Source organism: Kitasatospora sp. NPDC087861 (assembly GCF_044742585.1).
Classification (GTDB): domain Bacteria; phylum Actinomycetota; class Actinomycetes; order Streptomycetales; family Streptomycetaceae; genus Kitasatospora.
Genome location: NZ_JBIUUS010000028.1, coordinates 60,695 through 85,353, shown reverse-complemented (window position 1 = coordinate 85,353; position 24,659 = coordinate 60,695). Strand labels below are relative to the sequence as shown.

Annotated in this window: 21 protein-coding genes and 2 pseudogenes; 5 read left to right on the top strand and 18 right to left on the bottom strand. The window is 72.0% G+C overall.

What is annotated here, in order from left to right; all coding sequences use genetic code 11:
- Positions 1 to 120: 120 nt before the first annotated feature.
- Positions 121 to 1,566 (bottom strand): gamma-aminobutyraldehyde dehydrogenase, encoded by a 1,446-nt coding sequence (locus ACIOJE_RS31180; RefSeq protein ID WP_400780774.1) that lies wholly within the window; start codon positions 1,564 to 1,566, stop codon positions 121 to 123.
- Between the two features lie 301 nt (positions 1,567 to 1,867).
- Here ACIOJE_RS31180 and ACIOJE_RS31175 point away from each other — a divergent pair, with 301 nt between their 5' ends.
- The 4 genes from ACIOJE_RS31175 to ACIOJE_RS31160 all read left to right on the top strand — a co-directional run bounded on the left by ACIOJE_RS31175 (position 1,868) and on the right by ACIOJE_RS31160 (position 5,884).
- Positions 1,868 to 2,341, top strand: a complete 474-nt coding sequence (locus ACIOJE_RS31175; protein ID WP_280685345.1) for an Lrp/AsnC family transcriptional regulator — start codon at positions 1,868 to 1,870, stop codon at positions 2,339 to 2,341.
- A complete protein-coding gene (locus ACIOJE_RS31170; protein WP_280685344.1) occupies positions 2,338 to 3,732 on the top strand; it encodes an aspartate aminotransferase family protein in 1,395 nt (464 codons plus the stop codon). The genes ACIOJE_RS31175 and ACIOJE_RS31170 overlap by 4 nt, the downstream gene beginning before the upstream one ends.
- A 211-nt stretch (positions 3,733 to 3,943) precedes the next feature.
- Positions 3,944 to 4,699 carry an ABC transporter ATP-binding protein gene (locus tag ACIOJE_RS31165; RefSeq protein ID WP_400780772.1) on the top strand — a complete coding sequence of 252 codons (756 nt, stop codon included), beginning with the start codon at positions 3,944 to 3,946 and terminating at the stop codon, positions 4,697 to 4,699.
- A 27-nt stretch (positions 4,700 to 4,726) separates the two neighbouring features.
- Positions 4,727 to 5,884, top strand: coding sequence for a hypothetical protein (locus tag ACIOJE_RS31160; RefSeq protein WP_280685342.1), 1,158 nt, complete (start codon positions 4,727 to 4,729; stop codon positions 5,882 to 5,884).
- A gap of 71 nt (positions 5,885 to 5,955) precedes the next feature.
- On the opposite strand, the gene rlmN is transcribed toward ACIOJE_RS31160, so the two are convergent.
- From rlmN to rpsB, 6 genes are all read right to left on the bottom strand, one after another.
- A complete protein-coding gene (gene rlmN / locus ACIOJE_RS31155) occupies positions 5,956 to 7,056 on the bottom strand; it encodes a 23S rRNA (adenine(2503)-C(2))-methyltransferase RlmN (RefSeq protein WP_280685341.1) in 1,101 nt (366 codons plus the stop codon).
- A gap of 93 nt (positions 7,057 to 7,149) precedes the next feature.
- On the bottom strand, positions 7,150 to 8,340 hold the full coding sequence (locus tag ACIOJE_RS31150) for a phosphatidate cytidylyltransferase (protein ID WP_400780793.1): 1,191 nt from the start codon (positions 8,338 to 8,340) through the stop codon (positions 7,150 to 7,152).
- A 269-nt stretch (positions 8,341 to 8,609) separates the two neighbouring features.
- Positions 8,610 to 9,167 (bottom strand): ribosome recycling factor, encoded by a 558-nt coding sequence (frr, locus tag ACIOJE_RS31145; RefSeq protein ID WP_280685339.1) that lies wholly within the window; start codon positions 9,165 to 9,167, stop codon positions 8,610 to 8,612.
- Between the two features lie 98 nt (positions 9,168 to 9,265).
- Positions 9,266 to 10,030: a UMP kinase gene (gene pyrH / locus ACIOJE_RS31140; RefSeq protein ID WP_030056790.1), complete on the bottom strand. Its 765-nt coding sequence runs from the start codon at positions 10,028 to 10,030 to the stop codon at positions 9,266 to 9,268.
- Between the two features lie 261 nt (positions 10,031 to 10,291).
- Positions 10,292 to 11,131, bottom strand: a complete 840-nt coding sequence (tsf, locus tag ACIOJE_RS31135; RefSeq protein ID WP_280685338.1) for a translation elongation factor Ts — start codon at positions 11,129 to 11,131, stop codon at positions 10,292 to 10,294.
- 129 nt (positions 11,132 to 11,260) lie between these two features.
- Complete coding sequence (rpsB, locus tag ACIOJE_RS31130) at positions 11,261 to 12,163, bottom strand: 30S ribosomal protein S2 (RefSeq protein ID WP_400780769.1); 903 nt, start codon at positions 12,161 to 12,163, stop codon at positions 11,261 to 11,263.
- A 516-nt stretch (positions 12,164 to 12,679) separates the two neighbouring features.
- Here rpsB and ACIOJE_RS31125 point away from each other — a divergent pair.
- Positions 12,680 to 13,372 (top strand): annotated as a pseudogene (locus tag ACIOJE_RS31125) (peptidoglycan DD-metalloendopeptidase family protein); the annotation flags it as partial.
- Between the two features lie 162 nt (positions 13,373 to 13,534).
- Here the strand turns inward: ACIOJE_RS31125 and ACIOJE_RS31120 are convergent.
- The 11 genes and pseudogenes from ACIOJE_RS31120 to lepB (ACIOJE_RS31070) form a co-directional block, all read right to left on the bottom strand.
- Positions 13,535 to 14,119 carry a TetR/AcrR family transcriptional regulator gene (locus ACIOJE_RS31120; RefSeq protein ID WP_280685364.1) on the bottom strand — a complete coding sequence of 195 codons (585 nt, stop codon included), beginning with the start codon at positions 14,117 to 14,119 and terminating at the stop codon, positions 13,535 to 13,537.
- A gap of 245 nt (positions 14,120 to 14,364) precedes the next feature.
- Positions 14,365 to 15,369: an RNA polymerase sigma factor WhiG gene (gene whiG / locus ACIOJE_RS31115; protein WP_400780766.1), complete on the bottom strand. Its 1,005-nt coding sequence runs from the start codon at positions 15,367 to 15,369 to the stop codon at positions 14,365 to 14,367.
- Between the two features lie 337 nt (positions 15,370 to 15,706).
- Positions 15,707 to 16,885, bottom strand: coding sequence for a DNA-processing protein DprA (gene dprA / locus ACIOJE_RS31110; protein WP_400780764.1), 1,179 nt, complete (start codon positions 16,883 to 16,885; stop codon positions 15,707 to 15,709).
- A gap of 269 nt (positions 16,886 to 17,154) precedes the next feature.
- Positions 17,155 to 18,747: pseudogene (locus ACIOJE_RS31105) on the bottom strand (YifB family Mg chelatase-like AAA ATPase); the annotation flags it as partial.
- 1 nt (position 18,748) lies between these two features.
- Positions 18,749 to 19,318, bottom strand: coding sequence for a YraN family protein (locus ACIOJE_RS31100; RefSeq protein WP_400780762.1), 570 nt, complete (start codon positions 19,316 to 19,318; stop codon positions 18,749 to 18,751).
- Between the two features lie 169 nt (positions 19,319 to 19,487).
- Positions 19,488 to 19,814 carry a DUF2469 domain-containing protein gene (locus tag ACIOJE_RS31095; protein WP_030056781.1) on the bottom strand — a complete coding sequence of 109 codons (327 nt, stop codon included), beginning with the start codon at positions 19,812 to 19,814 and terminating at the stop codon, positions 19,488 to 19,490.
- Positions 19,815 to 19,869: 55 nt separating this feature from the next.
- Positions 19,870 to 20,343: an NUDIX hydrolase gene (locus ACIOJE_RS31090; protein WP_280685336.1), complete on the bottom strand. Its 474-nt coding sequence runs from the start codon at positions 20,341 to 20,343 to the stop codon at positions 19,870 to 19,872.
- A 112-nt stretch (positions 20,344 to 20,455) separates the two neighbouring features.
- The gene (lepB, locus tag ACIOJE_RS31085; protein ID WP_400780758.1) at positions 20,456 to 21,211 is read right to left on the bottom strand and encodes a signal peptidase I; all 756 of its coding nucleotides are present in this window, start codon (positions 21,209 to 21,211) and stop codon (positions 20,456 to 20,458) included.
- Between the two features lie 145 nt (positions 21,212 to 21,356).
- Entirely contained in the window at positions 21,357 to 22,373 is a 1,017-nt protein-coding gene (gene lepB / locus ACIOJE_RS31080; protein ID WP_280685334.1) for a signal peptidase I, read from the bottom strand.
- A gap of 243 nt (positions 22,374 to 22,616) precedes the next feature.
- On the bottom strand, positions 22,617 to 23,372 hold the full coding sequence (gene lepB / locus ACIOJE_RS31075; protein ID WP_400780755.1) for a signal peptidase I: 756 nt from the start codon (positions 23,370 to 23,372) through the stop codon (positions 22,617 to 22,619).
- 247 nt (positions 23,373 to 23,619) lie between these two features.
- A complete protein-coding gene (gene lepB / locus ACIOJE_RS31070; RefSeq protein ID WP_400780753.1) occupies positions 23,620 to 24,627 on the bottom strand; it encodes a signal peptidase I in 1,008 nt (335 codons plus the stop codon).
- Positions 24,628 to 24,659 lie beyond the last annotated feature (32 nt).

Here is a 24,659-nt window from a genome sequence, read left to right as displayed (position 1 = left end):
CCGCTAGATCGCGGTCATCCTGCGCCCGATGGTCACGACCCGCTAGATCGCGGTCATCCTGCGCCCGATGGTCACGACCCGCTAGATCGCGGTCATCCTGCGCCCGATGGTCACGACCCGCTAGATCGCGGTCATGACGTGCTTCACCCGGGTGTAGTCCTCGAAGCCGTAGGACGACAGGTCCTTGCCGTAGCCGGACTTCTTGAAGCCGCCGTGCGGCATCTCGGCGACCAGCGGGATGTGGGTGTTGATCCAGACGCAGCCGAAGTCCAGCCGGCGGGACATCCGCATGGCGCGGGCGTGGTCCTTGGTCCACACCGAGGAGGCGAGCGCGAACTCGACGCCGTTGGCGTAGTCCACGGCCTGGTCCTCGTCGGTGAACCTCTGCACGGTGATGACCGGGCCGAAGACCTCGTTCTGGATGATCTCGTCGTCCTGGCGCAGGCCGGAGACGACGGTCGGGGCGTAGAAGTAGCCCTGGTCGCCGACCTGGTGGCCACCGGCCTCGACCTTGGCGTGGGCGGGCAGCCGCTCGATGAAGCCGGCCACCTGCTTGAGCTGGTTGGCGTTGTTCAGCGGGCCGTACAGCACGTCCTCGTCGTCCACGCCACCGGTCTTGGTCTCGGCCGCGGCCTTGGCCAGCGCCTCGACGAAGGCGTCGTGAATCGACTCGTGCACCAGCACGCGGGTGGCGGCGGTGCAGTCCTGGCCGGCGTTGAAGAAGCCCGCCACCGAGATGCCCTCGACGGCCTCGGCGATGTCGGCGTCCTCGAAGACCACGACCGGGGCCTTGCCGCCCAGCTCCAGGTGGACGCGCTTGACGTCCTTGGAGGCCGACTCGGCGACCTGGATGCCGGCCCGGACCGAACCGGTGATCGAGGCCATCGCGGGCGTGTGGTGCTCGACCATCAGCCGACCGGTCTCACGGTCGCCGCAGATGACGTTGAAGACGCCGGCCGGCAGCTCCAGATCCTTGAGGATGCCGCCGATGATCTCCGCGAGCAGCACGGTGGAGGCCGGAGTGGTGTCCGAGGGCTTCAGGACGACGGCGTTGCCCGCGGCGATGGCCGGGGCGAACTTCCAGACCGCCATCATCATCGGGTAGTTCCACGGCGCGACCTGGGCGCAGACGCCGACCGGCTCACGGCGGATGATCGAGGTCATCCCGTCCATGTACTCACCGGCGGCCTTGCCCTCCAGCAGGCGGGCGGCGCCGGCGAAGAAGCGGATCTGGTCCACCATCGGGCCGACCTCCTCGGAGAGGGTCAGCGCGCGGGGCTTGCCGGTGTTGCGGACCTCCGCATCGACGATCTCGTCGGCCCGCGCCTCGATCGCGTCGGCGATCTTGAGCAGCAGCTTCTGGCGGGTGCTCGGGGTGGCGTCGCGCCAGATCGGGAACGCCGCGGCGGCCGAGGCCATGGCGGCGTCCACATCGGCGGCACCGGACAGCGGGGACGTCGCGTAGACCTCGCCGGTGGTGGGGTCGACGATGTCGAGGGTGCGGCCGTCCGCCGCGTCGACGAACTCACCGTTGATGTAGTTGCGCAGCGTGCGAAGGTCGCTCACGGGGTCTCTCCTCGGTCTGGGCCTGCGGCATTGCAGATTCCGGCGCCATGGTACGTCGGCGGGCCCGGCGTACGAAGGGTGCCGAGTGACCGGGCCCTGGACGGCGCGGTCCACTGGTTTGGGGGAACGCGCGCTGCGCTGCGGGGCGGCGCGCGTACCGTGCCAGGGTAGCCGCACGGCTGCCGGTATCGACAGACGTAGCACTCGCCGACGATGAAATCCGTACACGTTTTCCAAGATCGCGACGAAATCAGCAGATTCCTCGCTTGCGAACAGGGGAACGATCGGGCACAGTGGCGGCGTGGCCAACCGCGACCGAACCGCGAGCGTTCCCCTCGACGCCGCCTCCAAGGCGATCATCGAGCAGCTCCAGGAGGACGGACGCCGCCCGTACGCCGCCATCGGCAAGGCCGTCGGCCTGTCCGAGGCGGCCGTGCGCCAGCGCGTCCAGAAGCTGCTCGACCAGGGCGTGATGCAGATCGTCGCCGTCACGGACCCGCTCACCGTCGGCTTCACCCGCCAGGCGATGGTCGGCATCCGGGTCGAGGGTGACATCGAGCCCGTCGCCGACGCGCTGGCCGCCCTCGACGAGGTCGACTACGTGGTCTGCACCGCAGGCTCGTTCGACCTCCTGGCCGAACTGGTCTGCGAGGACGACGAGCACCTACTCGAAATGATCAACAAGCGCATCCGCGCGCTTCCCGGCGTGCGGAGCACCGAGAGCTTCGTCTACCTGAAGCTCCGGAAACAGACCTACACCTGGGGCACCCGATGACAGCCGACCCGGCGCAGAAGGACCTTTCCAAGACCGCCTACGACCACCTGTGGATGCACTTCACCCGCATGTCGTCGTACGAGAACTCCCCCGTGCCGACGATCGTCAGGGGCGAAGGCACCTACGTCTGGGACGACAAGGGGCGCAAGTACCTCGACGGCCTCGCCGGCCTGTTCGTCGTCCAGGCCGGCCACGGCCGCGAGGAGCTCGCCGAGGCCGCCGCCAAGCAGGCCAAGGAGCTCGCCTTCTTCCCGGTGTGGAGCTACGCCCACCCGAAGGCCGTCGAGCTGGCCGAGCGCCTGGCCAACTACGCCCCGGGCGACCTGAACAAGGTCTTCTTCTCCACCGGTGGCGGCGAGGCCGTCGAGACCGCCTGGAAGCTCGCCAAGCAGTACTTCAAGCTGACCGGCAAGCCGACCAAGTACAAGGTCATCTCGCGCGCCGTCGCCTACCACGGCACCCCGCAGGGCGCCCTGTCCATCACCGGCCTGCCGGGTCTGAAGGCCCCGTTCGAGCCGCTGGTGCCGGGCACCCACAAGGCCCCGAACACCAACATCTACCGCGCCCCGGCCTTCCTCGAAGGCCCGGACGGCACGGTCGACCCCGAGGCCTACGGCCGCTGGTGCGCCGACGAGATCGAGGTGGCCATCCTCAACGAGGGCGCCGAGACCGTCGCCGCCGTCTTCGTCGAGCCGGTGCAGAACGCCGGTGGCTGCTTCCCGCCGCCGCCCGGGTACTTCCAGCGCCTGCGCGAGATCTGCGACCGCCACGACGTGCTGCTGGTCTCGGACGAGGTCATCTGCGCCTTCGGCCGCCTGGGCACCATGTTCGGCGCCGACAAGTTCGGCTACCAGCCCGACATGATCACCTGCGCCAAGGGCATGACCTCGGGCTACTCCCCGATCGGCGCCACGATCATCTCGGACCGCCTCGCCGAGCCGTTCTACAAGGGTGACAACACCTTCCTGCACGGCTACACCTTCGGTGGCCACCCGGTCTCCTCCGCGGTGGCGCTGGCCAACCTCGACATCTTCGAGCGCGAGGGCCTGAACCAGAAGGTGCTGGACAACGAGGGCGCCTTCCTGAGCACCCTGAACAAGCTGCGCGACCTGCCGATCGTCGGCGACGTCCGCGGCAACGGGTACTTCTACGGCATCGAGCTCGTGAAGGACAAGGTCACCAAGGAGTCGTTCAACGACGACGAGGTCGAGCGCGTGCTCTACGGCTTCCTGTCGAAGGCCCTGTTCGACAACGGCCTGTACTGCCGCGCCGACGACCGTGGCGACCCGGTCATCCAGCTGGCCCCGCCGCTGATCTCCGACCAGTCGACCTTCGACGAGATCGAGCAGATCCTGCGGACCAGCCTCACCGACGCGTGGGCGAAGATCTGACCTCCTGATCCTCTTTCCCCACCCTCCGCCGAAGGGCGGTCCCACTTCCCCGGGACCGCCCTTCGGCGCTTTCCAGCACGCTCCACCCGACAAACATGCCTGATTGCGGGTGATTTGCCCGCGATGGACCTGAGCGCCGCAACCGCACCGGGTCCCAGTCGTTCTAATCTGACGACTGTCATATCCCTGCGGCCATCCAGGATGGAACCTCATGTCAGCGGCACCGCCTGACAACGACGTGCTGTGGGCCCGGGGGATCGTCAAGTCCCATCACGGCACCCCCGCTCTGCGCGGCATCTCGATCGGCGTCCGCGAGGGCGAGGTGCTCGCCGTCACCGGACCGCGCGGCTCCGGAAAGAGCACCCTGCTCGGATGCCTCTCCGCCCTCCTCCCGGTCGACAAGGGCGAGGTCTGGTTCAACAGCGCGCCCGTCCACACCCTCGGCCGGGCCGGACGCGAACGGCTGCGCCGCGACCGCTTCGGCTTCGTCGGCTCCGAACCGCACCTGGTGCCCGAACTGACCGCCCGGGAGAACGTCGCGCTGCCGCTGCTGCTCGCCGGCGCCGGCAACAAGGCCGCGTACACCGCCGCCGACGAATGGCTGGAGCGCCTCGACGTCGGCGAGGTCGCCCGGCAGCGCCCCGAGCGGCTGGTCCGGAGCCAGTGCCAGCGGATCGCCGTCGCCCGCGCCCTCGCCCCGCTGCCGCCGGTGGTCTTCGCCGACGACCCCACCGCCCCGCTGCACCGCGAGGCCTCCGACCAGGTCCTGCGGATACTGACCAGCGCGGCCCGCTCGCACCAGCTCACCCTCGTCCTGGCCACTCACGACCCCGAGCTCGTCCGGTTCGCGGACCGCGCCGTCGCCCTCGTCGACGGACGGCTCACCGCCCCCGCCGCCCCCGTCCGGCGCGGCACCGCCGCCCCGGGGACGGCCAGTGCGTCCGCCGTCTCGGCAACCCGCCGCTGACGACGCCGAGCCGCTGAAAGAGTCGACGTGTTCTATCTCCGTCTGGCCCGGGGCTACCGGGTGCCCGACCTCGGCCGCTGGCTGCTCACCACGCTGGCCGCCGCCGTGGTCGCGGCCTTCCTGCTGCGCTCCCTCGGCCGGGCGATGAGCGACCCGCTCGGCGGCGAGGACGCGCTGGAGCGGCTGCTCTGGTGCCTCCCCCCGCTCGCCGCCGTCGCCTGGTTCGCGGCCGTCACCGCCCGCGCGGTGCCCGCCCAGCAGCCCGAACGGATCACCGGCCTGCGCGCCGCCGGAGCCGGCTCCGGCGGGGTCCGCACCCTGATCGCCGGCGAGGTCGCACTCGCCTGCGCCCTCGGCAGCGTGCTCACCCTGCTGGCCTTCCTGGTCCTGCGCAACGACATCGCCGGGCCCACGCTCGCCCCCGACCTCGGCATGGGCGTGCCGCTGCCGGCCGCCGCACCGGTCACCCTGCTCGCCCTGGTGCCGCTCACCGCCGGGATCGCCGCCGCCTGCGCGGTGCCGCTCGACGAGACCCTGCCCGGCGGCCGCACCCGTGCCCACGGCCCGACCGGCTTCGGCGCCTGGCGGATCGCCCTGCCGGTCGGGCTCTCCGTGATCGGCCTCGCCCTCGAACTCATCGCCCTGCGGCCCGGCGCCGCCGTCGACGACCGGCCGATCCACCTGCCCGCCGGGCTCGGCACCACCAGCACCGCCGCGTTCGGCGGCTGGGCCGCCAGCGCACTCGGGCTCGCCCTGCTCACCGGCCCGCTGCTGTCCTGGACCGGACGGCTGCTCGCCCTCGGCCGGCCCACCCCGCTGCGGCTGCTGGCCGGCCGCGGACTCACCGCCCAGGCCCGCCGCCTCGGCCCGCCGCTGGCCGTACTCACCCTCGCCCTCGCGATGGTGCTCACCACCATCCGCTACTGGATCGGCACGCCCGACAGCGCCGACGCGCTGCCGGCCATCGAGGCCTGTCTGGTGCTCGGGTGCGCGGCGGCGGCCGTGGCCGTCCGGCTGACCGAGGTCCGCACCGACCGCCGGGGCGTCACCGACGCGCTGCTGCGCCTGGGCACCTCGCCCCGGCTGCTGTTCGGCGCGGTCGCGCTGCGCACCCTGGCGGTGGGCACCACGCTGCTGGTGACCGGCGGGGCGACCGCCGCGCTGGCGGCCGCCGGTCTGCGCTGAGGCGGGTCCGGCCACTCCCGCCGGGCGGGCGACGCGAAGGGTCGGACCCGCCTCAGGCCCGTCCTACCGGGTCAGCCCGCCGCGGCGAGCTGACCGCAGGCGCCGTCGATCTCCTGGCCGCGGGTGTCGCGGACGGTCGTCGGCACTCCGTGCGACTGGAGCCGGCGGACGAACTCGCGCTCGTCCTCGGGCCGGGAGGCGGTCCACTTGGAGCCCGGCGTCGGGTTCAGCGGGATCAGGTTGACGTGCACCCGGTGGTTCTTGATCAGCCGGCCGAGCAGGTCCGCCCGCCACGCCTGGTCGTTGATGTCCTTGATGAGCGCGTACTCGATGGAGATCCGCCGGCCGGACTTCTCCGCGTAGTTCCACGCGGCGTCCAGCACCTCGGCGACCTTCCAGCGGGTGTTCACCGGCACCAGCTCGTCGCGCAGCTCGTCGTCCGGGGCGTGCAGCGACAGCGCCAGGCGGCAGCTGAGGCCCTCGTCCGCGAGCCGGTTCATCGCCGGGACCAGGCCGACGGTGGACACCGTGATGCCGCGCTGGGACAGGCCGAAGCCGTCCGGCGCCGGGTCGGTCAGGCGGCGGATCGCGGCCAGCACCCGGTTGTAGTTGGCCAGCGGCTCGCCCATGCCCATGAAGACCACATTGGACAGCCGCGCCTCGCCGCCGGGGATCTCGCCGTCCTTGAGCGCGCGCATCCCGGCGGCGATCTGCTCGACGATCTCGGCGGTGGAGAGGTTGCGGGTCAGCCCGGCCTGGCCGGTCGCGCAGAACGGGCAGTTCATGCCGCAGCCCGCCTGCGAGCTGATGCACATGGTGACCCGGTCCGGGTAGCGCATCAGCACCGACTCGACGAGCGTGCCGTCGAAGAGCTTCCACAGCGTCTTGCGCGTGGTGTCGTCGTCGCAGGAGACGTGCCGGACCACCGACATCAGCTCCGGCAGCAGGCTCCCGGTGAGCTTCTCCCGGCTGGCGGCGGGGATGTCCGTCCAGCCCGCCGGGTCGTTCGACATCCGGCCGAAGTAGTGATTGGAGAGCTGCTTCGCGCGGAACGGCTGCTCGCCCAGCTCGGCGACGGCCTCCTTGCGCTCGGCGGGGCTCAGGTCGGCGAGGTGTCGCGGGGGCTTGGCGCCACGCGGCGCGACAAAGGTCAGTTCTCCGGGCTTAGGCATGGTTCATCCAGTGTCGCAGACGCCGGACGCACGCCAGGACGCGCGAGGGCCCCGGACGCGCGGGCGTCCGGGGCCCTTCGACCGCTCGGCGCGTCAGCTGCCGACGAAGGCCGCCAGCAGCAGCCAGACCACCGGGGCGGTCGGCAGGAGCGAGTCCAGCCGGTCCATGATGCCGCCGTGGCCGGGCAGCAGCGTGCCCATGTCCTTGATCCCGAGGTCGCGCTTGATCATCGACTCGCCCAGGTCGCCCAGGGTCGCGGTGACCGCCGCGCAGCCGCCCAGGATCAGTCCCTGCCACCAGCTGCCGCCGTCGATGATCAGCTGCATCAGGACGGCGCCCGCCAGCATCGACAGGCCGATGCCGCCGGCCAGGCCCTCGCGGGTCTTGCCCGGGCTGATCGTCGGGGCGAGCTTGGTCCTGCCGAACTTGTAGCCCACCGCGTAGGCGCCGGTGTCGCTGCAGATCGTGACGATCAGGAACAGCACGATCCGCTGGGGGCCGTCGTCCGCCGCCAGCATCAACGCCACGAAAGTGGCCAGGAACGGCACGTAGAAGGCGGTGAACACACCGGCCGTTATGTCCCGCAGGTAGTTCTCCGGCGGCTCGACCATCCGCCAGACCATCACCGCCAGTCCGGTCAGCGCGAGCGAGGCCGCGGCCCACTGCACCCCGGCCCAGTAGCCGGTGGCGAGCATCGCGATGCCGCCCGCGACCAGCGGGACCAGCGGCGCCTTGATCTGCTTGCGCTCGGCGAGTCGGCTGGTCAGCTCCCAGACTCCGACCGACACCGCGGCCATCACGACGAACAGGAACAGCGCCTTCACCACGAACAGCGAGGCGATGATCACCACACCGAGACCGACCCCGACGCCTATGGCGGCCTGGAGGTTACGGCCACCGCGCTGCTTGCGCGGCTGCGGCTGCGGGGTGGACTGGGCGGCCACGGGTGTCTCCTGCCCTGGATGGGACGACGGCACGAAGCGGGGCTGCCCGGCCGCCGGGTGGCTCGGCGGCGGCACGGGAGGCACCGGGGCCCCCGGGTACGGCGGGGCGCCGCGGCCGGGGGCGGGGGTGACGTCATCGGATATCGCGCGCAGCACGACCGTCTCCGTCACGCCGGGCACCGCCGCCTCGGGCTGCTCGTCCCGGAACAGCGGGCCGCTCAGCCGGCCGGCCTCCCGGGACTGGCCGGCGGCGGGATCGGCCGACCGGCCGGGGACCGCCGGGGGTGCCTGGTCCGGCGCGCCGGGGAACGGACCGGGGTCGGCCGGTACGGGAGGCATGACCTGAGTCTCCTCCGCGTCGCCGCCCCAGTACACCGGAGGCTGCTGCGGGTGATCCGAACGGTGACCGGGGGCGGCCGGTGCACCTCCCGGCGCACCCGGGTAGGCGGCCTGGCCGCCCGGGTGGCCGGGGTAGCCCTGGGCCTGCGGCGGCGCCGGGTACTCGCCGTACCCCGGCGCCGGGTGCGCCTGCTGCGGCGCCGGCCGGTAGGGCTGGAACTGCTGGTCGGACGGGCCCCAGTAGCCAGGGGCGTCAGGGGCGTCGTTCATCAGACTTCGAGCAGCTCGGCTTCCTTGTGCTTCAGCAGCTCGTCGACGGCGGCCACGTACTTGGCCGTGGTGTCGTCGAGCTCCTTCTCGGCACGGCGGCCGTCGTCCTCGCCGACCTCGCCGTCCTTGACCAGCTTGTCGATGGCGTCCTTGGCCTTGCGGCGCACCGCGCGGATCGAGACCTTCGCGTCCTCGCCCTTGCCACGGGCGACCTTGATGAACTCCCGGCGGCGCTCCTCGGTCAGCTCGGGCAGCACCACCCGGATGATGGAGCCGTCGTTGGACGGGTTGACGCCCAGGTCGGAGTCCCGGATCGCCTGCTCGATCGCCTTCAGCGCGGTCTTGTCGAACGGCGAGACGACCGCCATCCGGGGCTCCGGCACCGAGAACGAGGCCAGCTGGTTGATCGGCGTCACGGCGCCGTAGTACTCGGCGACGATCTTGGCGAACATCGCCGGGTGGGCACGGCCGGTGCGGATGGCGGCGAAGTCGTCCTTGGCGACGGCAACGGCCTTCTCCATCTTCTCCTCGGCTTCGAGGAGGGTCTCTTCGATCACTGTGATCTCCCTGTCCGGTTCATCTGCGGTTGTCCCGACCGGTATCGGCGTCGAGGCCGGTCACGGCGACGGCGCCGCCCCGTACGGCTGGTTGCTGCTCAGGCCCGGACAGAATCCTGGCTGATGAGTGTGCCGATCTTCTCACTCTTCACCGCACGCGCGATATTGCCCTCCGCCAGCAGCTCGAAGACCAGCATCGGAAGGTTGTTGTCCTTGCACAGCGTGATCGCGGTGAGGTCGGCGACCTTGAGGTCGCGCGCGATGACCTCGGAGTACTCCAGCGCGTCGAACTTCACCGCGTCCGGGTTGGTCCGGGGGTCGGAGTCGTAGACGCCGTCCACGCCGTTCTTGCCCATCAGCAGGACGTCGGCGTGGATCTCCAGGGCCCGCTGGACGGCGGTGGTGTCGGTCGAGAAGTACGGCATGCCCATACCGGCGCCGAAGATCACCACACGGCCCTTCTCCAGGTGCCGGACGGCCCGCAGCGGCAGGTACGGCTCGGCGACCTGACCCATGGTGATGGCGGTCTGGACCCGGGTCTCGATGCCCTCCTTGACCAGGAAGTCCTGCAGTGCCAGGCAGTTCATCACGGTGCCGAGCATGCCCATGTAGTCGGAGCGCGCCCGGTCCATGCCGCGCACCTGCAGCTCGGCGCCCCGGAAGAAGTTGCCGCCGCCGATGACCACCGCGACCTCGGTACCGGCGCGGACGACGGTGGCGATCTCCCGGGCGATCGCGTGCACGACGTCCGGGTCGACGCCGAGTCCGCCACCACCGGCAAAGGCTTCACCGGACAGCTTGAGCAGCACCCGGCGGCGCGAGCCGGCCTTGGGGTCCTGCGCGGTCTCCTGCGTCTCCTGCATGGACTTCTCCTTTTTGCACCTACTGGCTCACAGGCGCGGGTGTGCGGATGCCCGGCCTGCGCGTACGCGAGAGGAGGCCACTGCCGCGGGAACCGGTTCGGTGTCCTGCACGGCAATGGCCTCCTCGTCGTTCATGGTGCCGACGCGGCCCGCCCGTGGACGGCTGGCACTGGGTGAGCCCGTTCGGCGTTCCGCCCGCCCTGGTCAGCGGGCGGGGGCGGTTCCCAGCGTAAGGCTGCCGGGGACCAGGTGGAACGTGGCTCAGGCGCCGACGCGGAAGCGGGCGAAGCGCTTGAGGGCGACGCCGTTCTCCTCGAGGACCTTGGCGACGGACTTCTTGTTGTCCTTCGCGAAGGCCTGCTCCAGAACGGAGTTCTCCTTGACGAAGCCGGTGACGCGACCCTCGACGATCTTCGGCAGGGCGGCCTCGGGCTTGCCCTCCTCGCGAGCGGTGGCCTCGGCGACGCGGCGCTCGTTCTCGATGTCCTCGGCCGGGATGTCCTCGCGGGACAGGTACTTCGGCGCGAAGGCGGCGATGTGCTGCGCGACGTCCTTGGCGACCTCGGCGTTCTCCTTGTCCAGCTCGACCAGGACGCCGACGGCCGGCGGCAGGTCGGGGCTGGTCTTGTGCAGGTAGACCGCGACGAAGCCGTCACCGTCGAACTGGGCGAAACGACGGAAGACGATCTTCTCGCCCAGGGTCGCGTTGGCCTCGTCGACGAACTGCTGGACGGTCTTGCCGGCCTCGATCTCGGACGCCAGGGCGGCGTCCAGGTCGGCCGGGGCGGTCTTGGCCACGTGGGCGGCGATCGCGTCGGCAACCTTGACGAAGTTGTCACCCTTGGCGACGAAGTCGGTCTCGCAGTTCAGCTCGACCAGAACGCCGGACTTCTTGTCCTCGGCGATCAGCGCGGCGACGGCGCCGTTGGAGGCGTCACGGCCCTCGCGCTTGGCAACGCCCTTCTGGCCCTTGATGCGCAGGAGCTCGACGGCCTTCTCGACGTTGCCCTCGGCCTCGTCCAGGGCCTTCTTGCAGTCCATCATGCCGGCGCCGGTGAGCTCACGGAGCTTCTTGACGTCCGCGGCGGTGAAGTTCGCCATGGTGTGAATCTCTTCTCGCGTCTCGCGTGTCTGCGTGGGGAGACGCCGGGACCGATGGTTCGGTCCCGGCGTGGGAGAGAGGGGCACCTACCGGTGTCGTACCGGCGGGTGCCCCTCACCCTTGGTGCGTCAGGCCTGCTCGGCCGGAGCCTCGGTGGCCGGAGCCTCGGTGGCCGGGGCCTCGGCGGCGGGGGCCTCGGTGGCCGGAGCCTCAGCGGCCGGAGCCTCAGCGGCGGCGGGGGCCTCCTCGGCCTTCTTCTCGCCCTCGATGAGGTCCTTCTCCCAGTCGGCCAGCGGCTGGTCGGCACCCGGCTCGGCCTTGACGTCGCCCTTGGCGACACCGGCACGGGCCTTCAGGCCCTCGGCGACGGCGTCGGCGATCACACGGGTCAGCAGGGTGACGGAGCGGATCGCGTCGTCGTTGCCCGGGATCTTGTAGTCGACCTCGTCGGGGTCACAGTTGGTGTCGAGGATGGCGACGACCGGGATGTTGAGCTTCCGGGCCTCGCCGACCGCGATGTGCTCCTTCTTGGTGTCCACGATCCAGACGGCGCTGGGAACGCGCTGCATGTCGCGGATACCGCCGAGGGTCTTCTCCAGCTTGTCGTGCTCGCGCTGGAGGACCAGGAGCTCCTTCTTGGTGAGGCCGGAACCGGCCACGTCCGCGAAGTCCAGCTCGCCGAGCTCCTTCAGGCGCTGCAGGCGCTTGTAGACGGTCGAGAAGTTGGTCAGCATGCCGCCGAGCCAGCGCTGGTTCACGTAGGGCATGCCCACGCGGGTGGCCTGCTCGGCGATGGCCTCCTGGGCCTGCTTCTTCGTGCCGACGAAGAGGACGCTGCCGCCGTGGGCAACGGTCTCCTTGATGAACTCGAAGGCGCGGTCGATGTAGTTCAGCGACTGCAGGAGGTCGATGATGTAGATGCCGTTGCGCTCCGTGATGATGAAGCGCTTCATCTTCGGGTTCCAACGGCGGGTCTGGTGACCGAAGTGGACGCCGCTCTCCAGCAGCTCCCGCATCGTGACGACGGCCATGGCCGTGCTCCTCAGGTGTTACGGCCCGGCGGTCGCGCAGCGGACGGCGGTTCGCGCGGTGGCGCTCCCCGCTCGTGCGGTGCGGCCGGCCGGGTCAGGCTCGGTTTGTCCGTGGCGGCCAGGTGACAGCCACGCCTGACGCCCCGAACGTGCCGAGCCGCTTCCACCCACTCGATCCGGGGACCGGGCGGGCTCGGCGGACCGAGCGGCACTCGCACCTGGCGGAGGCAGCGGCTGAGCCGCGTTCGTCCACCGGTGGCGGGGCGTGCGAAGTCGACCCGGCGGACCGGGTCGCGTGTGAAGTGTACGGGAAGCGCCGAGGGGCGGGCGACTCCGCGGCTGGCGGAGGGCCTGGGGCGGGTGGGCCCGCGGGGGCGGGAGAGGGGGCGGCGGGGCCTTCGGTGCGTCGGTGGTGGGTCGGTGGCCGGCCGGTGGCCGACCGGTGGTGCGTTGCTGGTAGGCCGCTGGTATGCCGCTTGTCCACCGGATGGCGGTGCCCGTACACCCCTTGGAGGGATGGGTGCAGGCCGTGAGGGCGGTTTGTCCACAGGTATCCGGAAGTGGGTGGTGTGGGGGCGGCGACGCAGTGAGCCTCGGGGCATGACTGTTCGCGCCGGGTGCCCGGCTCCGTCCGCCGTCGGGCCGGCCTGGTCGACGCCGGCCGGGTTCGTGCTGGGCTGGTTCACGCCGGGCCGGTTCACGTCGGGCCGGTTCGGTCAGGCCGGGGTAGGCGGGACGGGCAAGGGGAGGGGGAGGGGGCGGCGTGTGGTGCGAGGGCTGGTCGTCGTGCTGGCGGCGCTGATGCTGCTGGCTTCCGTTCCTGGCTATGGCTATGGCTATGACGGTGCGGTGCGGAGCTCGGCTCTCGGTGGAGCTGCCGGCCCCGGCCCGGGCGGCGAACGGGCCTGGCCGGTGGGCGGGTCCGGCGGGGTGCTCGGTCGGTTCGAGCCGCCGGCCAAGCCCTGGGCCGCCGGGCACCGGGGAGTGGACCTCGCCGGCACGCCCGGGGCGGAGGTACGAGCGGCGGCCGCGGGAGTGGTCACCTTCTCCGGGCTGGTGGCGGGACGCCCGGTAGTGACCGTCACCCACCAGGGCTCGGGATCCCCTCCGTTGCGGACCACCTACCTGCCCGTCGCCGGCACCGTCCCGGTCGGCACCGCGCTAACCGCCGGGCAGGTGATCGGGCGGCTCGCCCCCGACGGGCGGCACTGCCCCGCGCGGGACTGCCTGCACTGGGGACTGCTGCGCGGCGGGCGCTATCTCGACCCGCTGGCCCTGTTCGGCGCGGGGGCGGCGCGACTACTGCCGCTGGGCGGCGCCGGGCACACCAGGCCGGGTGCGCCGGGCGGGCCGGGCGGGCCGGGCGGTGGCTCAGGTCCGGTCGAGGCCGTGCAGGGCCATGGCCACGGCGGCGTCCGCAATCAGCTCGGGGCGCTCGGCAGCACACCCGCTGCATTCCCCGGAGGCCAGTTTCTCGGCCCGGCGGACGGCCGCCTCCACGATCCCCTGGAGCAGCGCTGCGGCGAGCCTGGGCTGCGCGTGACCGAGATCCTCCAGGGCCTGGACCACTAGGCCGACCAGCTTGCCGTGCGCCACCCGGATGCGCTCGCGCGCGGCATCGTCGAGTTCCAGCGCGGAGATCGCCACCACCGCCCGGTGGCGCGGATCGGCGGCCAGCGCCAGTTGGCCCCGGACATACGCCTCGATCCGGTCGGCCGCGCTGTCGCAGCTCTCCATCCCGGCCTCGATCTCGGCCGCCCAGAGCGGGAAGTCCACCTCGCAGAGCGCCTCGACCACGGCGGCCCGGGAGCGGAAGTACTCGTAGACCGAGGAGCGCGCCAGAGCGGTGCGCGCCGCGAGCGCGGGGAAGGTCAGCGCCTCCATGCCGCCCTCGGTGAGCAGGGTGCGGGCAGCGTCAAGGAGGGCTGCCCGCTGCAGCTGGCGATGCTCGGCCACCGTGGCCGCTCGGATCTTCGGCACGCTCCCACTGTACGGAGCCCTACGTGCGGCAGATACGGCGCCGCGCATTTGGGTGGGAAGCGCAGGCGCGCGACGCGGCGTACGAGCGGGCGTGCGGTGAGGCGTTCAGCCGGGCTGGAGCCCGTGGTTGAGGCCGGGCGCGCACCCCGGGGATACCTCCCGGGGTAGTGGACAGGCGTGCGACCCGGGGATGCCGCCGCGCCGGGCAGGCCCGGCGCGCGCTACCGAATGTCCGACAGCTTGGCGCGCAACTGGAGGACGGATTTGGTGTGGATCTGGCTCACCCGGCTCTCCGTCACCCCGAGCACCTGGCCGATCTCGGCGAGGGTGAGGCCCTCGTAGTAATAGAGCGTCACCACGGTCTTCTCCCGCTCGGGGAGGGTGTTGACCGCCTGGGCCAGCAGTCGGCGCAGCTCACGGTCCTCGGCAACCTCGACCGGGTTGTCGGCGCCGTGGTCCACCAGGGTGTCCATCAGGCTCAGCCGGTCGCCGCCCTCCCCCACCGGGTGCAGCAGCTCGTCCAGGGCCACCACGTTGGCCAGGGACAGCTGGCTGAAGATGGCGTGCAGATCCTCGATCGCGATGCCCATCTCGGCCGCGACCTCGGGATCGTGCGGCGTCCGGCGCAGCCGGGCCTCCAACGTCGCGTATGTCCGCTCGACGGCTTTCGCCTTCTGCCGCACCGAGCGCGGAATCCAGTCCAGGGCCCGCAGTTCGTCGATGATCGCGCCGCGGATGCGGCTGATCGCGTAGGTCTCGAACTTGATGGCGCGGTCGATGTCGAACTTCTCGATCGCGTCGATCAACCCGAAGACCCCCGAGGAGACGAAGTCGGCCTGCTCGACGTTGGAGGGCAGGCCGACCCCGACCCGCCCCGCCACGTACTTGACGAGCGGCGAGTAGTGCAGGATCAGCTGCTCGCGCAGTCGCTGGTCACCGGTCTCCTTGTACGAGCGCCAGAGCTCTTCGAGCGCGGTGCGTCCCTCGGCTCCAGACCCCTGGGCCCCGGGCCCCTGCCCGCCGAGCCCCTGACCGCCGAGCCTCTGACCGCTGGGCCGCTGACCGCTGGGCCCCTGCTCCGGGCCTGGCGGGGAGGTGCCGTCCGGCGCCAGGGGGCCGCCGGCGCTCGGGTGGGGTGCGCCGTCGATGGCGGCGGCGCCGACCGCGTCGGCGGGCTGGCCTGGCACCGCCGACGGCCGGCCGCCCTGGCGCGACAAGCCTCCCATGGTCCCCGTCGCCTTGGGCGGGAACTCGGTCACGGGGCGCCGCTCGGTCCGCGGCCCTCCCGAGGACCGGGCGCCACCGGTCACTCTGTGTCCGGGAATGTGTGTGGGCATGCGTTGGTCTGCGCCGTTCTGCCGAGTCATGTGCTGATAGGGAAGACATGTGGAGCGTAGCGTGACCGACTCGCTGCAATGCGCTACCGCCACTCGGTCGTCCCTCGATCCGGTGGCGTTCGTGTCACCGGATCCGGGCACTCAAGCGGAAGAACCGGATCAGCAGGTCAGCCGGGCGATTCCGGCGCGCCTCCCCTCGGCGCAGAGGTGCTCTTCGCTCGGGCCGTCACCTCCTCCGCACCAGGCGCCAGTGCGCACCATGCCGCTCGACGTAGCCGAGCGATCCCAACTCGTAGAGCCGCTGCAGTACTTCGTCCGGCGGAAGTCCGGACTGCCGGGCCAGCCGCTCGACCGGCGCACCCTCCGCCGTCGCCGGGACGGCCTCCAGCACCCGGGCCACCGCAGGCTCCAGCAGATCCCGGGGCAGCACCGGTCCACTGCGCTGCGGCGCGAGGTCGTCCCCGATCGCCCCGATCAGCTCGGTGATCTCGGCGGCGTCGGTGACCAGCGTGGCGCCGCCGCTGCGGATCAGGGCGTGCACCCCGGCCGAGAGTGCCGAGGTCACCGGGCCGGCGACGCCCATGGTGTGGCGGTTGAGGTCCCGCGCCCGTCTGGCAGTGCTCAGCGCACCGCTGCGCACCGCCGCCTCGACCACCACGGTGCCTCGGGTGAGCGCCGCGATGACCCGGTTGCGGAGCACGAAGCGGAAGCGGTTCGGGTGCTCCCCGGGCGGGAGTTCACTGACCAGCAACCCCTGGACGCCGATCCGCCGGATCAGTTCGGCGTTGCCCTTCGGGTAGGACACGTCGACCCCGCAGGCGAGCACCCCGACGGTCATCCCGCCGACGGCGAGCGCCCCCCGGTGGGCGGCCGCGTCGATTCCGTAGGCGGCCCCGGACACCACGACCCAGCCGCGCTCGGCCAGTTGGGCCGACAACTCCCCCGCGACGTGGGCGCCGTAGGCCGTGCACGCCCGGGAGCCGACCATCGCCACCGAGCGGAGTGCGAGCAGCCGCAGCGAGCCCGTGCCGGTCGTCCAGAGCCCGATCGGCCGCCCGTCACCCAGATCGTCGAGTTGGCTGGGCCATTCCGTGTCCCCCGGAATGATGAAGCGTCCACCAACGGCTCGTACCCGTTCCAGGTCCTCGGCCGGGTCCAGACCGGGGAGTCTCGCCTGGTAACCGGCGAGTCGGGGAGAGTCCAGCCCGGGATGCGCGGGCACCGTCCCGTCCCGGATCGCCTGGACGGTGTCGGCGGCGGAAAGCTGGCCGAGCCATCGGCCGACCACCGCGTCTCCGGGCTCGCTGAGCCGGCTGAGCACGACGCGGGCGAGGCGCTCCGGATCGCGCCCGGGCGCGGCCGCCGATCCACCAGGCGGCTGGCTGTGCGTCATCATCGGGTTCATGCCTCACCCTCCTCGTTCGCCGCATGCTGGTCGCGTTTCCTGGACCGCCGGGCGGGGCTGGAGCGAGCGGACTGGTCAGGACCGGTGGGGCGGTCCTGGTGACCGGGGCTGCCTGGACGGTCGGGGCCGCCTGGACCACCGGAGTCGGCTGGAGGATCGGGGTGGTCGGCTTTCTCGAACGGGCCCACCCGGCCCTGCGCTTCGGACGGATCGTCGACCGGACCGCGCTGGGCCGGGATGCGCCCGAGTCGGCCGTAGAGCCGCTCGGTCAGCGGCAGCCCCTGCTCGACTCCGGTGCGCAGGACCAACGCGGTGCGTACGTCCCGCTGGTCCGGCCGGTCGCGACCGGCGAGGTCCGCGACCGTCCAGGCGACCCGGAGCACCCGGTCCAGGCCGCGGGCGGTCAGCAACCCCCGCTCCAACTGGCGCCCGACGTCGTTCAGTGCGCCGGGTTCGAGCTGCCAGCGGGTGCGCAGCTCATGGCCCGGGACTTCCGCGTTGGTCCGCCACGGGGTGCTCGCCAGGCGGGCCGCCGCCCGGTCCCGCGCGGCCAGCACCCGGGCCGCGACGGTCTCGGTACTCTCCGCCGTGGCGTCCCGCTCCATGAGTTCGATCCTCGTCACCGGGGCGACCTGGACCTGGAGGTCGACCCGGTCCAGCAGCGGTCCGGAGAGCCTCCCCTGGTAGCGGCTGACCATCGCGGGGCTGCACTCGCACCCCTCGCCCCGCCGTGAGTACCGGCCGCACGGGCAGGGGTTGGCGGCCAGGCAGAGCAGGAACCTGGCCGGGAGCCGGAGCGATCCGGCCGAACGGGCGATCACCACCTCGCCCGACTCCAGCGGCTGGCGCAGCGCGTCGAGCACCCGGACGGGGAACTCCGGTGCCTCGTCCAGGAACAGCACGCCCCGGTGGGCCAGTGAGACCGCCCCCGGTCTCGGCAGACCGCTGCCGCCACCGACGATCGCCGGCATCGTCGTGGAGTGGTGCGGGGCGCAGTACGGCGCCGTGTCGATGAGCGGGCGCCCGGCCGGAAGCAGCCCGGCGACCGAGTGCACGGCGGTGACCTCCAGCGCCTCCTTCTGGGTCAGCGGCGGGAGCAGCGAGGGCAGCCGCTCCGCCAGCATCGTCTTGCCCGCGCCCGGTGGGCCCTTGAGATACAGGTGGTGTCCGCCTGCGGCGGCGATCTCCAAGGCGCGCCGGGCCTCGTACTGGCCGGCCACATCGGCCAGGTCGAGGCGCGCCACCCGGTCGTCGGGCAGTCCCCGGACGCCGGCGGTGGGCAGCATCAGGCCGGCCATCAGCGGGTCCGGCCGGCCGCTGATCGGGTCGGGCGGCTCCTCCGGCGCGGGTGCGCCGGTCAGGACGGCGACCAGCTGCCGCAGGCTGCGGACTCCGATCACGCTCACCCCGGGGACGAGTGAGGCCTCGGGCGCGGTCTGCTCCGCGACCACGACCCGCTGGTATCCGGCGTCGGCCGCGGCCAGCACCGACGGCAGCACCCCGCGGACCGGCCGCACCCGGCCGTCCAGCCCCAGTTCGCCGATGATCAGCAGATCGGCGATGGACGACGGGTCGAGCCGCTCGGCCGCGGCCAGGACGGCACAGGCCACCGCGAGGTCGAAGCCGCTGCCGCTCTTGGGCACCGAGGCGGGGCTGAGCCCGACTGTCAGCTTGCGCTGCGGCCACGCCTCGCCGCTGTTGACCACAGCCGCGCGTACCCGGTCGCGGGCCTCGGACAGCGCTTTGTCGGGCAGGCCGACCAGGGTGAACGCGGCCACCCCGGGCTCCAGATCGGCCTGGACCTCGACGATCACTCCGTCGACGCCGACCAGCGCGACGGAACAGGTACGGGCGAAGGCCATCTCAGACCACCCCCCGCAGGTGGTCGACCACGGCCGCACCCCGGGCCCGGTTGACCACTGCCACCAGGTCGATCCGCACGCCCCCGGGTGGTGCGGGCGGCCAGTGCGGGTCCGTCGGCCCCGGGTCGTAGCCGGGACCGGCCAGCTTCGCGAAGTGGCCGGGCCAGCGCTCGGCCATCCAACGCTCGGCCAGACGTTGCAGCCGGGCGGCCTTGGCCTGGCCGATGGCCTCACTGGGTTGCTGGAAGCCCCGCTCGGAGCGGGTCTTCACCTCGCAGACCGCCACGGTGTCGCCGTCGAGGGCGACGATGTCCAGCTCCCCCTCGACACAGCGCCAGTTGCGGTCGAGGATGCGGAGCCCGGCCTCCATGAGGCGCCGGGCGGCGACCCGCTCCCCGTAGCGGCCGAGCCCGTTGTTGGTGCTGCGGCCGTTGGTGCTGCGGCGCGAGCCCGGCCCGGCGCCGCCCTGCGGGTCGTCCCGCGTACCCTCCCGCACGCCGCCGCCCGCTCCGGTCGGGTCCGGTACGGCCGCACCCGGTACGGCCTGGTCCTGCACGATCGTGTGCTGCACGGTGACCACCTCCGCTGTGGAGGCTGCACCGTCGAGCACGGCGGGACCGGGAATTTCCCATTCCCTGTGGATAACTCAAGGCCTGTGGATAACTTTTGTCACCCGCAGGAGTGAGAGGCCCCGATCGCGCGAAATTCCGCTGGACAACGCGGGGCAGAGCAGTCCAACGTCAGTTCCCGAAGCCGGACTCGTCCGAGGGCAGCTCCAGATCGCTCTTCGCGAGTTCCTCGATGTTCACGTCCTTGAAGGTCAGCACCCGGACCTTGCGGACGAACCGGGCCGGCCGGTACATGTCCCAGACCCACGCATCCGCCATCGACACCTCGAAGAAGACCTCGCCCTGGACCGAGTGCACCTGCAACTCGTAGTCGTTGGTGAGGTAGAAACGTCGCTCGGTCTCGATCACGTACTTGAACAGGCCGACGACGTCCCGGTACTCCCGGTAGAGCTTGAGCTCCATCTCGGTCTCGTACTTCTCGAGATCTTCGGCACTCATCCAGGCGTCCCCTCAACTTGTCACGTCCACCCATTGTGGACCACCGCACCCACGCTCAGAGCCGTACCGGAGCGACCGGCGGGCCCTGGGCCAGCAGTCGCTCCAGGAAGTCCGCCAGTCCGACCGGATAGACCGTCTCGGCGGTCCCCCTCAACTCCTCGACCGTCCACCAGCGCGCCGCGAGCAGGTGGGCGTGTTCGTCCTCGCCCATCCCCGAGTGGTCGAGACCCGTCTCCGTGGTCCGAGCCAGGTGGAACCACTGGTCCTGCTCGTAACGCTGTCCCTGAAAGGAGAACGACACCGTGCCGTACGCCACCAAGGGCCCCAGGTCCACACCCCGCAGGCCGGTCTCCTCCGCGAGTTCCCGCGCGGCGGCCTCCCGCACGTCCTCCCCGGGCTCCAAGCCGCCCCCGGGTGTGAACCACCAGGCCTCCCCCGGCGTCGCCGGGTCGGAGCCCAGGAAGAGGAGGATGCGGTCCTGCCCGTCCAGCAGCAGGATCCGCGCCGCCCTACGCCGTTGTGCCGTCATGGCAGCGCTCCACGCTCCTTCCGTTCGCGTCGGTGGCGCTACCGATCCTGCCACCCGGCGCGGCCGTCCGGGGCGATGTTCGACAGAGCGGCCCGGGCCACGACGGCCGCGGTCAGGAGCTGCGCCCCCGGCGGAGCCGACGGGTCAGGCCCGCCACCCCGCCCACCGCCGACACCACGAGGATCAGCGCCGCGCCCGCAACGGTCGCGTAGGCGGCCGGCTGCAGCGGCCCGGGCTCACTGCCCTTCGGGCCCGCGAGCCCATCGAAGGCCGTGGTCCGACCCAGGTCACCCATCCGGCCGAACGGCAGCAGGGTGGCCTCGACCCGGGCCTCCACCGCGTCGGCCGGGACGGTCCCGCTGTCGACCTCCAGGTGGGTGCGGGAGTCGAGCGAGCCCAGCCGGTTGTCGCCGAGCAGGAACAGCCGCCCCGGCGGCACGGTGACGCTGAACGGGGTGCCCTGCGGGCCCTGCGCCGCGAGGTAGGGCTCCTCCACCGGCTTGCCGTCGACCGTCAGCCCGTGGTCGTTCCCGTTGGCCGCGACGGTGTCCCCGCCGACCGCGACCACCCGCTTGACCATGAGCTCGCCGCCCCAGGCCTGGTCCCGGAAGACGACCACGTCGCCCCGGCCGACGGCCCCGCCGCCGACCTTCCGGGCGAGCACGGTGTCCCCGATCCGAAGCGTGGGGGACATCGAGGCGGTCGGGATGTTGTACGGCCGGTAGTCGATCGCGATCAGGGCGAAGCCGCCGATCATCAGCACCAGCCCGAGCGCGATCGCCACGCCCTGCAGCACCGCGGCGGCCCGGCGGCCCGGACGGGCGGGCGCAGCCGGGCGGTCGGCGGTCTGGTCAACGACACTGCTCATCGAAACCGTCCACCTCTGGCCGACCGGAGAACTCCACTGGCACGCCGGAGGCCCCGGCGGAAAAGCCGACGGGCCGTGGCACGTCCGAGCAGATTACTCGTCGGTACCACGGCCCGCGCAAGGCCTGGGGTGAACCCGGTGGAGCTCAGGAATCCTTCCGGCGGTCCTTCCGGTCCCGCACCCGACGCACCAGCGGGAGCAGCGCGACCGCGCCCACCGCACCGGCCACGGGCGGCGCCATCGGCGCGGCCGCCGCCAGCCCCGTCTGGTTGAAGGTGTTCGGCACCGGAAGCGTCGACCAGTGGTTGATCGGCCAGGCCACCACGAAGGCGCGCCCGACCACGTTGCCCACCGGCACGGTGCCGCCGCCCGGCTGGTCCATGTGGAACCGGGAGTCCAGCGAGTCCGCCCGGTGGTCGCCCATCACCCAGATCCGACCGTCGGGCACCTTCAGTGGACCGAACGGGTGGTCACCGCAGGGAGTGTTGCCCGGGTAGACGTACGGCTCGTTGAGCGCGTCTCCGTTGACCTTGACCGGTCCCTCGCCATGGCACTCGACGGTGTCCCCGCCGACCGCGATGACCCGCTTGATCAGGTCCTTCTCGTTGGTCGAGGGCATCAGACCGACGAAGCTGAGCACGTCCTGGACACCCCGGACGAAGGAGTTGCTGCTCTGCTGGGTCGGCTCGTCGTTCAGCCAGCCACCCGGGTCGTGGAACACCACGACCTCGCCGCGCTCGGGCTCGGCCCCGAACCAGGGGGTCAGCTTGTCCACCAGGACGCGGTCGCCGACCTGCAGCGTGTTCTGCATCGACTCCGACGGAATGGAGAACGCCTGGACGAAGAAGGTCTTGATCACGAGCGCCAGGACCAGCGCGATGCCGATCAGGATCGGCAGTTCCTTCCAGAAGGAACGCTGCTTGTGCTGCTTGTCGGGGGCCTGCGATTCCGACTGGTCCGCCGACTCGCCATCGGGCCGCTGGAACTCCGAGGAGCCCCCGGTGGGGCCCTGCGCCCCATCGCCCTGGTCGTCGGCGGACTGGGCCGCCGTGTCCTCGGCCGAGGCCGAGGGGGCACCGGACTCGGCGGACCGGGCCGCCCGACGGCCGGAGCCCTCGGGCTCGCCCGCGCCTGAGCGGGCGCCGATCACCACATCCCCCACAACATCTCCTCCCTGCTGTGCGGACGCCCGTGCGCCCGCGCTCAGAGTGCCGCACAGCGGGCACCACGCTCACCGTGACCACGGCCGGTTCAGGAACTGCCCATCGCGGGCTCCCCTGACACCAGCACAGCCTCGGCACGCGACCGGGACCAATCCCGGCCGCACCTGCACTTCTCTATCACTCCAAGGCATCCGGCTCGCGGTCCAACGCGCGCGGCCCGGCCGCTCGACGGCCGGCCAGGCTCACACAGAAGGCCGCCCAGGCCGGCGAACGGCGACCGGAAGGATGCCCAACACACCCATAACGAGCGGAGGTTCCATCGGAACCGGCCCAACGCCCACGGGTTCCGGCACAGTTCCGCGCGCTTGCGGAGCCCGCGCCAACGAGGAGAGTGAACTCGGCACGTCAAGTTGATGGAAGCGGTCCAGGGGCCAGGCGATCACGAAGGCCCGGCCGACCACACCGCTCAGCGGGATCGTCCCCTGCCCCGGATTCCCCATGTGGAAGCGGGAGTCGGCGGACACGTCCCGGTGGTCGCCCATGACCCAGAGCCGCCCCTGCGGCACCTTCACCTTGAAGGGCTGCCGGGACGGCGGGTTGGCGGACGCGACGTACGACTGCTCGTCCACCGGCGTGCCGTTGACACTGAGCCGCCCCTGCGCGTCGCAGCACTCCACGGTGTCCCCGCCGACACCGATGACCCGCTTGATCAAGTCCTGCTCGCTGTCCGACGGCAGCAGCCCGACGAAGGTGAGGACCTGCTTGGCCGCCCCCAGTACCGGACCGTCGCCGGACGGCTTGCGGTCGCTCTCCAACCAGCCGCCCGGATCCTTGAACACCACCACGTCGCCGCGCTGCGGCTCGCTGCCGAACCAGGGGGTCAGCTTGTCCACCAACACCCGGTCCCCGACCTGGATGGTCTGCTCCATCGAACCCGAGGGGATCACGAACACCTGGATCAGGAAGGTCTTCATCACCAGCGCGACCAGCAGCGCCACCAGGATGATCAGCGGGAACTCGCGCAGCAGCGACCGGCTGCGCCGCCGGGCCGCCCGCCTGGCGCTGCGACGGCGCGCGGCCCGGCCCCGGACCGGCGCGGTCTCGGCCGGGCCGACGCCCCCGGGGACGGCACCTCCTGGCCGCACGCCGTCGGATCCCGCGCCGTCGGGTCCCACGCCGTTCGACCCGGCGCCTTTCGATCCTCCATCGCCCGGCTGCGGAGCCCGACGGTCGGCCAGTCGGCCCCTACCTCTGGTCCCCATGACCGCCCGTTCCCGCAGTCGCGGCGAAGGCCGCAGGCCTGTCCAGACCGGTCCAGCGCGAGAACGGGTAGACCACCCAGTCCGCCCGGCCGATCACCCTGCTCTCGGGCACGAAGCCGCCGCCGGGCTCGCCGAGGTGGTCGCGCGAGTCGCGGGAGGCGCTGCGGTGGTCCCCCATCACCCAGAGCTTGCCGGTCGGCACCACCACGTCGAAGGCCACGCTCGACGGCTGGTCCCCGGGGGCCAGGTAGGAGGACTCGTCGATCGGCACCCCGTTGACGGTGATCCGCCCGCCCGGGCCGGTGCTGGTCACCCGGTCCCCGCCCACGCCGATCACCCGTTTGACGTAGACCGTGTTCCCGGCCGGAGCCAGCCCGAGGTCCCGGCCGAGCGAGCTCAGCCCGTCCCAGAAGCCGGCCGGCTCGTCCGACTCCGGCAGGAAGGAGCCCGTTCCGTCGAAGACCACGACGTCGCCCCGCTGGGGGTGACCGCCGAAGGCGTAGGCGAGCTTGTTCGCGATCAGCCGGTCGCCCGGGCGCAGGGTGTCCTCCATCGACCCGGACGGCACCGAGAACGGGCGCGTGACGAAGGCGTTCACCAACAGCAGGGCCAGCAGGCAGATCCCCACGAGCAGCAGCAGGTCCCGCGAGCGCGAGTGGCCCGGCTCCTCGTCCTCCGCCGCCTCCTCGTCCTCCGGTGTGCCCGCACGCCCCGGTTCGTCCTCGCGCTCCGGTGCGACCGCACGCTCCGGTTCGTCCTCGCGCTCCGGTGCGACCGCACGCTCCGGTACGCCCTTGGGCTCTGGAGCGTCCTCAGCCGCCGGGACGTCCTCGGCAGCATCCCGGGAGGTCGGCCCGGCGTCCGCCCCCGCACCCCCTCCGGGAGCGGCAGCGGGAACCGCCGCGGAAACGACCGCGGACCGCGACAGCGAGTCCGCACCGGTGGGTGCGGGACTGCCGTCGCGGTCCGCGGGTGGTTCGTGCGTGCTCATCGGGGGCTGAGCTTACCGTGCGGCAGCCCGGC

Bases quoted from the DNA above. Each gene is read 5' to 3' on its own strand.
- ACIOJE_RS31170 (WP_280685344.1), top strand. From the start codon at position 2,338: ATGACAGCCGACCCGGCGCAGAAGGACCTTTCCAAGACCGCCTACGAC.
- ACIOJE_RS31165 (WP_400780772.1), top strand. From the start codon at position 3,944: ATGTCAGCGGCACCGCCTGACAACGACGTGCTGTGGGCCCGGGGGATC.
- rlmN (WP_280685341.1), bottom strand. From the start codon at position 7,056: ATGCCTAAGCCCGGAGAACTGACCTTTGTCGCGCCGCGTGGCGCCAAG.
- ACIOJE_RS31150 (WP_400780793.1), bottom strand. From the start codon at position 8,340: ATGCCTCCCGTACCGGCCGACCCCGGTCCGTTCCCCGGCGCGCCGGAC.
- pyrH (WP_030056790.1), bottom strand. From the start codon at position 10,030: ATGCAGGAGACGCAGGAGACCGCGCAGGACCCCAAGGCCGGCTCGCGC.
- tsf (WP_280685338.1), bottom strand. From the start codon at position 11,131: ATGGCGAACTTCACCGCCGCGGACGTCAAGAAGCTCCGTGAGCTCACC.
- rpsB (WP_400780769.1), bottom strand. From the start codon at position 12,163: ATGGCCGTCGTCACGATGCGGGAGCTGCTGGAGAGCGGCGTCCACTTC.
- whiG (WP_400780766.1), bottom strand. From the start codon at position 15,369: ATGGGAGGCTTGTCGCGCCAGGGCGGCCGGCCGTCGGCGGTGCCAGGC.
- dprA (WP_400780764.1), bottom strand. From the start codon at position 16,885: ATGAACCCGATGATGACGCACAGCCAGCCGCCTGGTGGATCGGCGGCC.
- ACIOJE_RS31095 (WP_030056781.1), bottom strand. From the start codon at position 19,814: ATGAGTGCCGAAGATCTCGAGAAGTACGAGACCGAGATGGAGCTCAAG.
- ACIOJE_RS31090 (WP_280685336.1), bottom strand. From the start codon at position 20,343: ATGACGGCACAACGGCGTAGGGCGGCGCGGATCCTGCTGCTGGACGGG.
- lepB (WP_400780758.1), bottom strand. From the start codon at position 21,211: ATGAGCAGTGTCGTTGACCAGACCGCCGACCGCCCGGCTGCGCCCGCC.
- lepB (WP_400780753.1), bottom strand. From the start codon at position 24,627: ATGAGCACGCACGAACCACCCGCGGACCGCGACGGCAGTCCCGCACCC.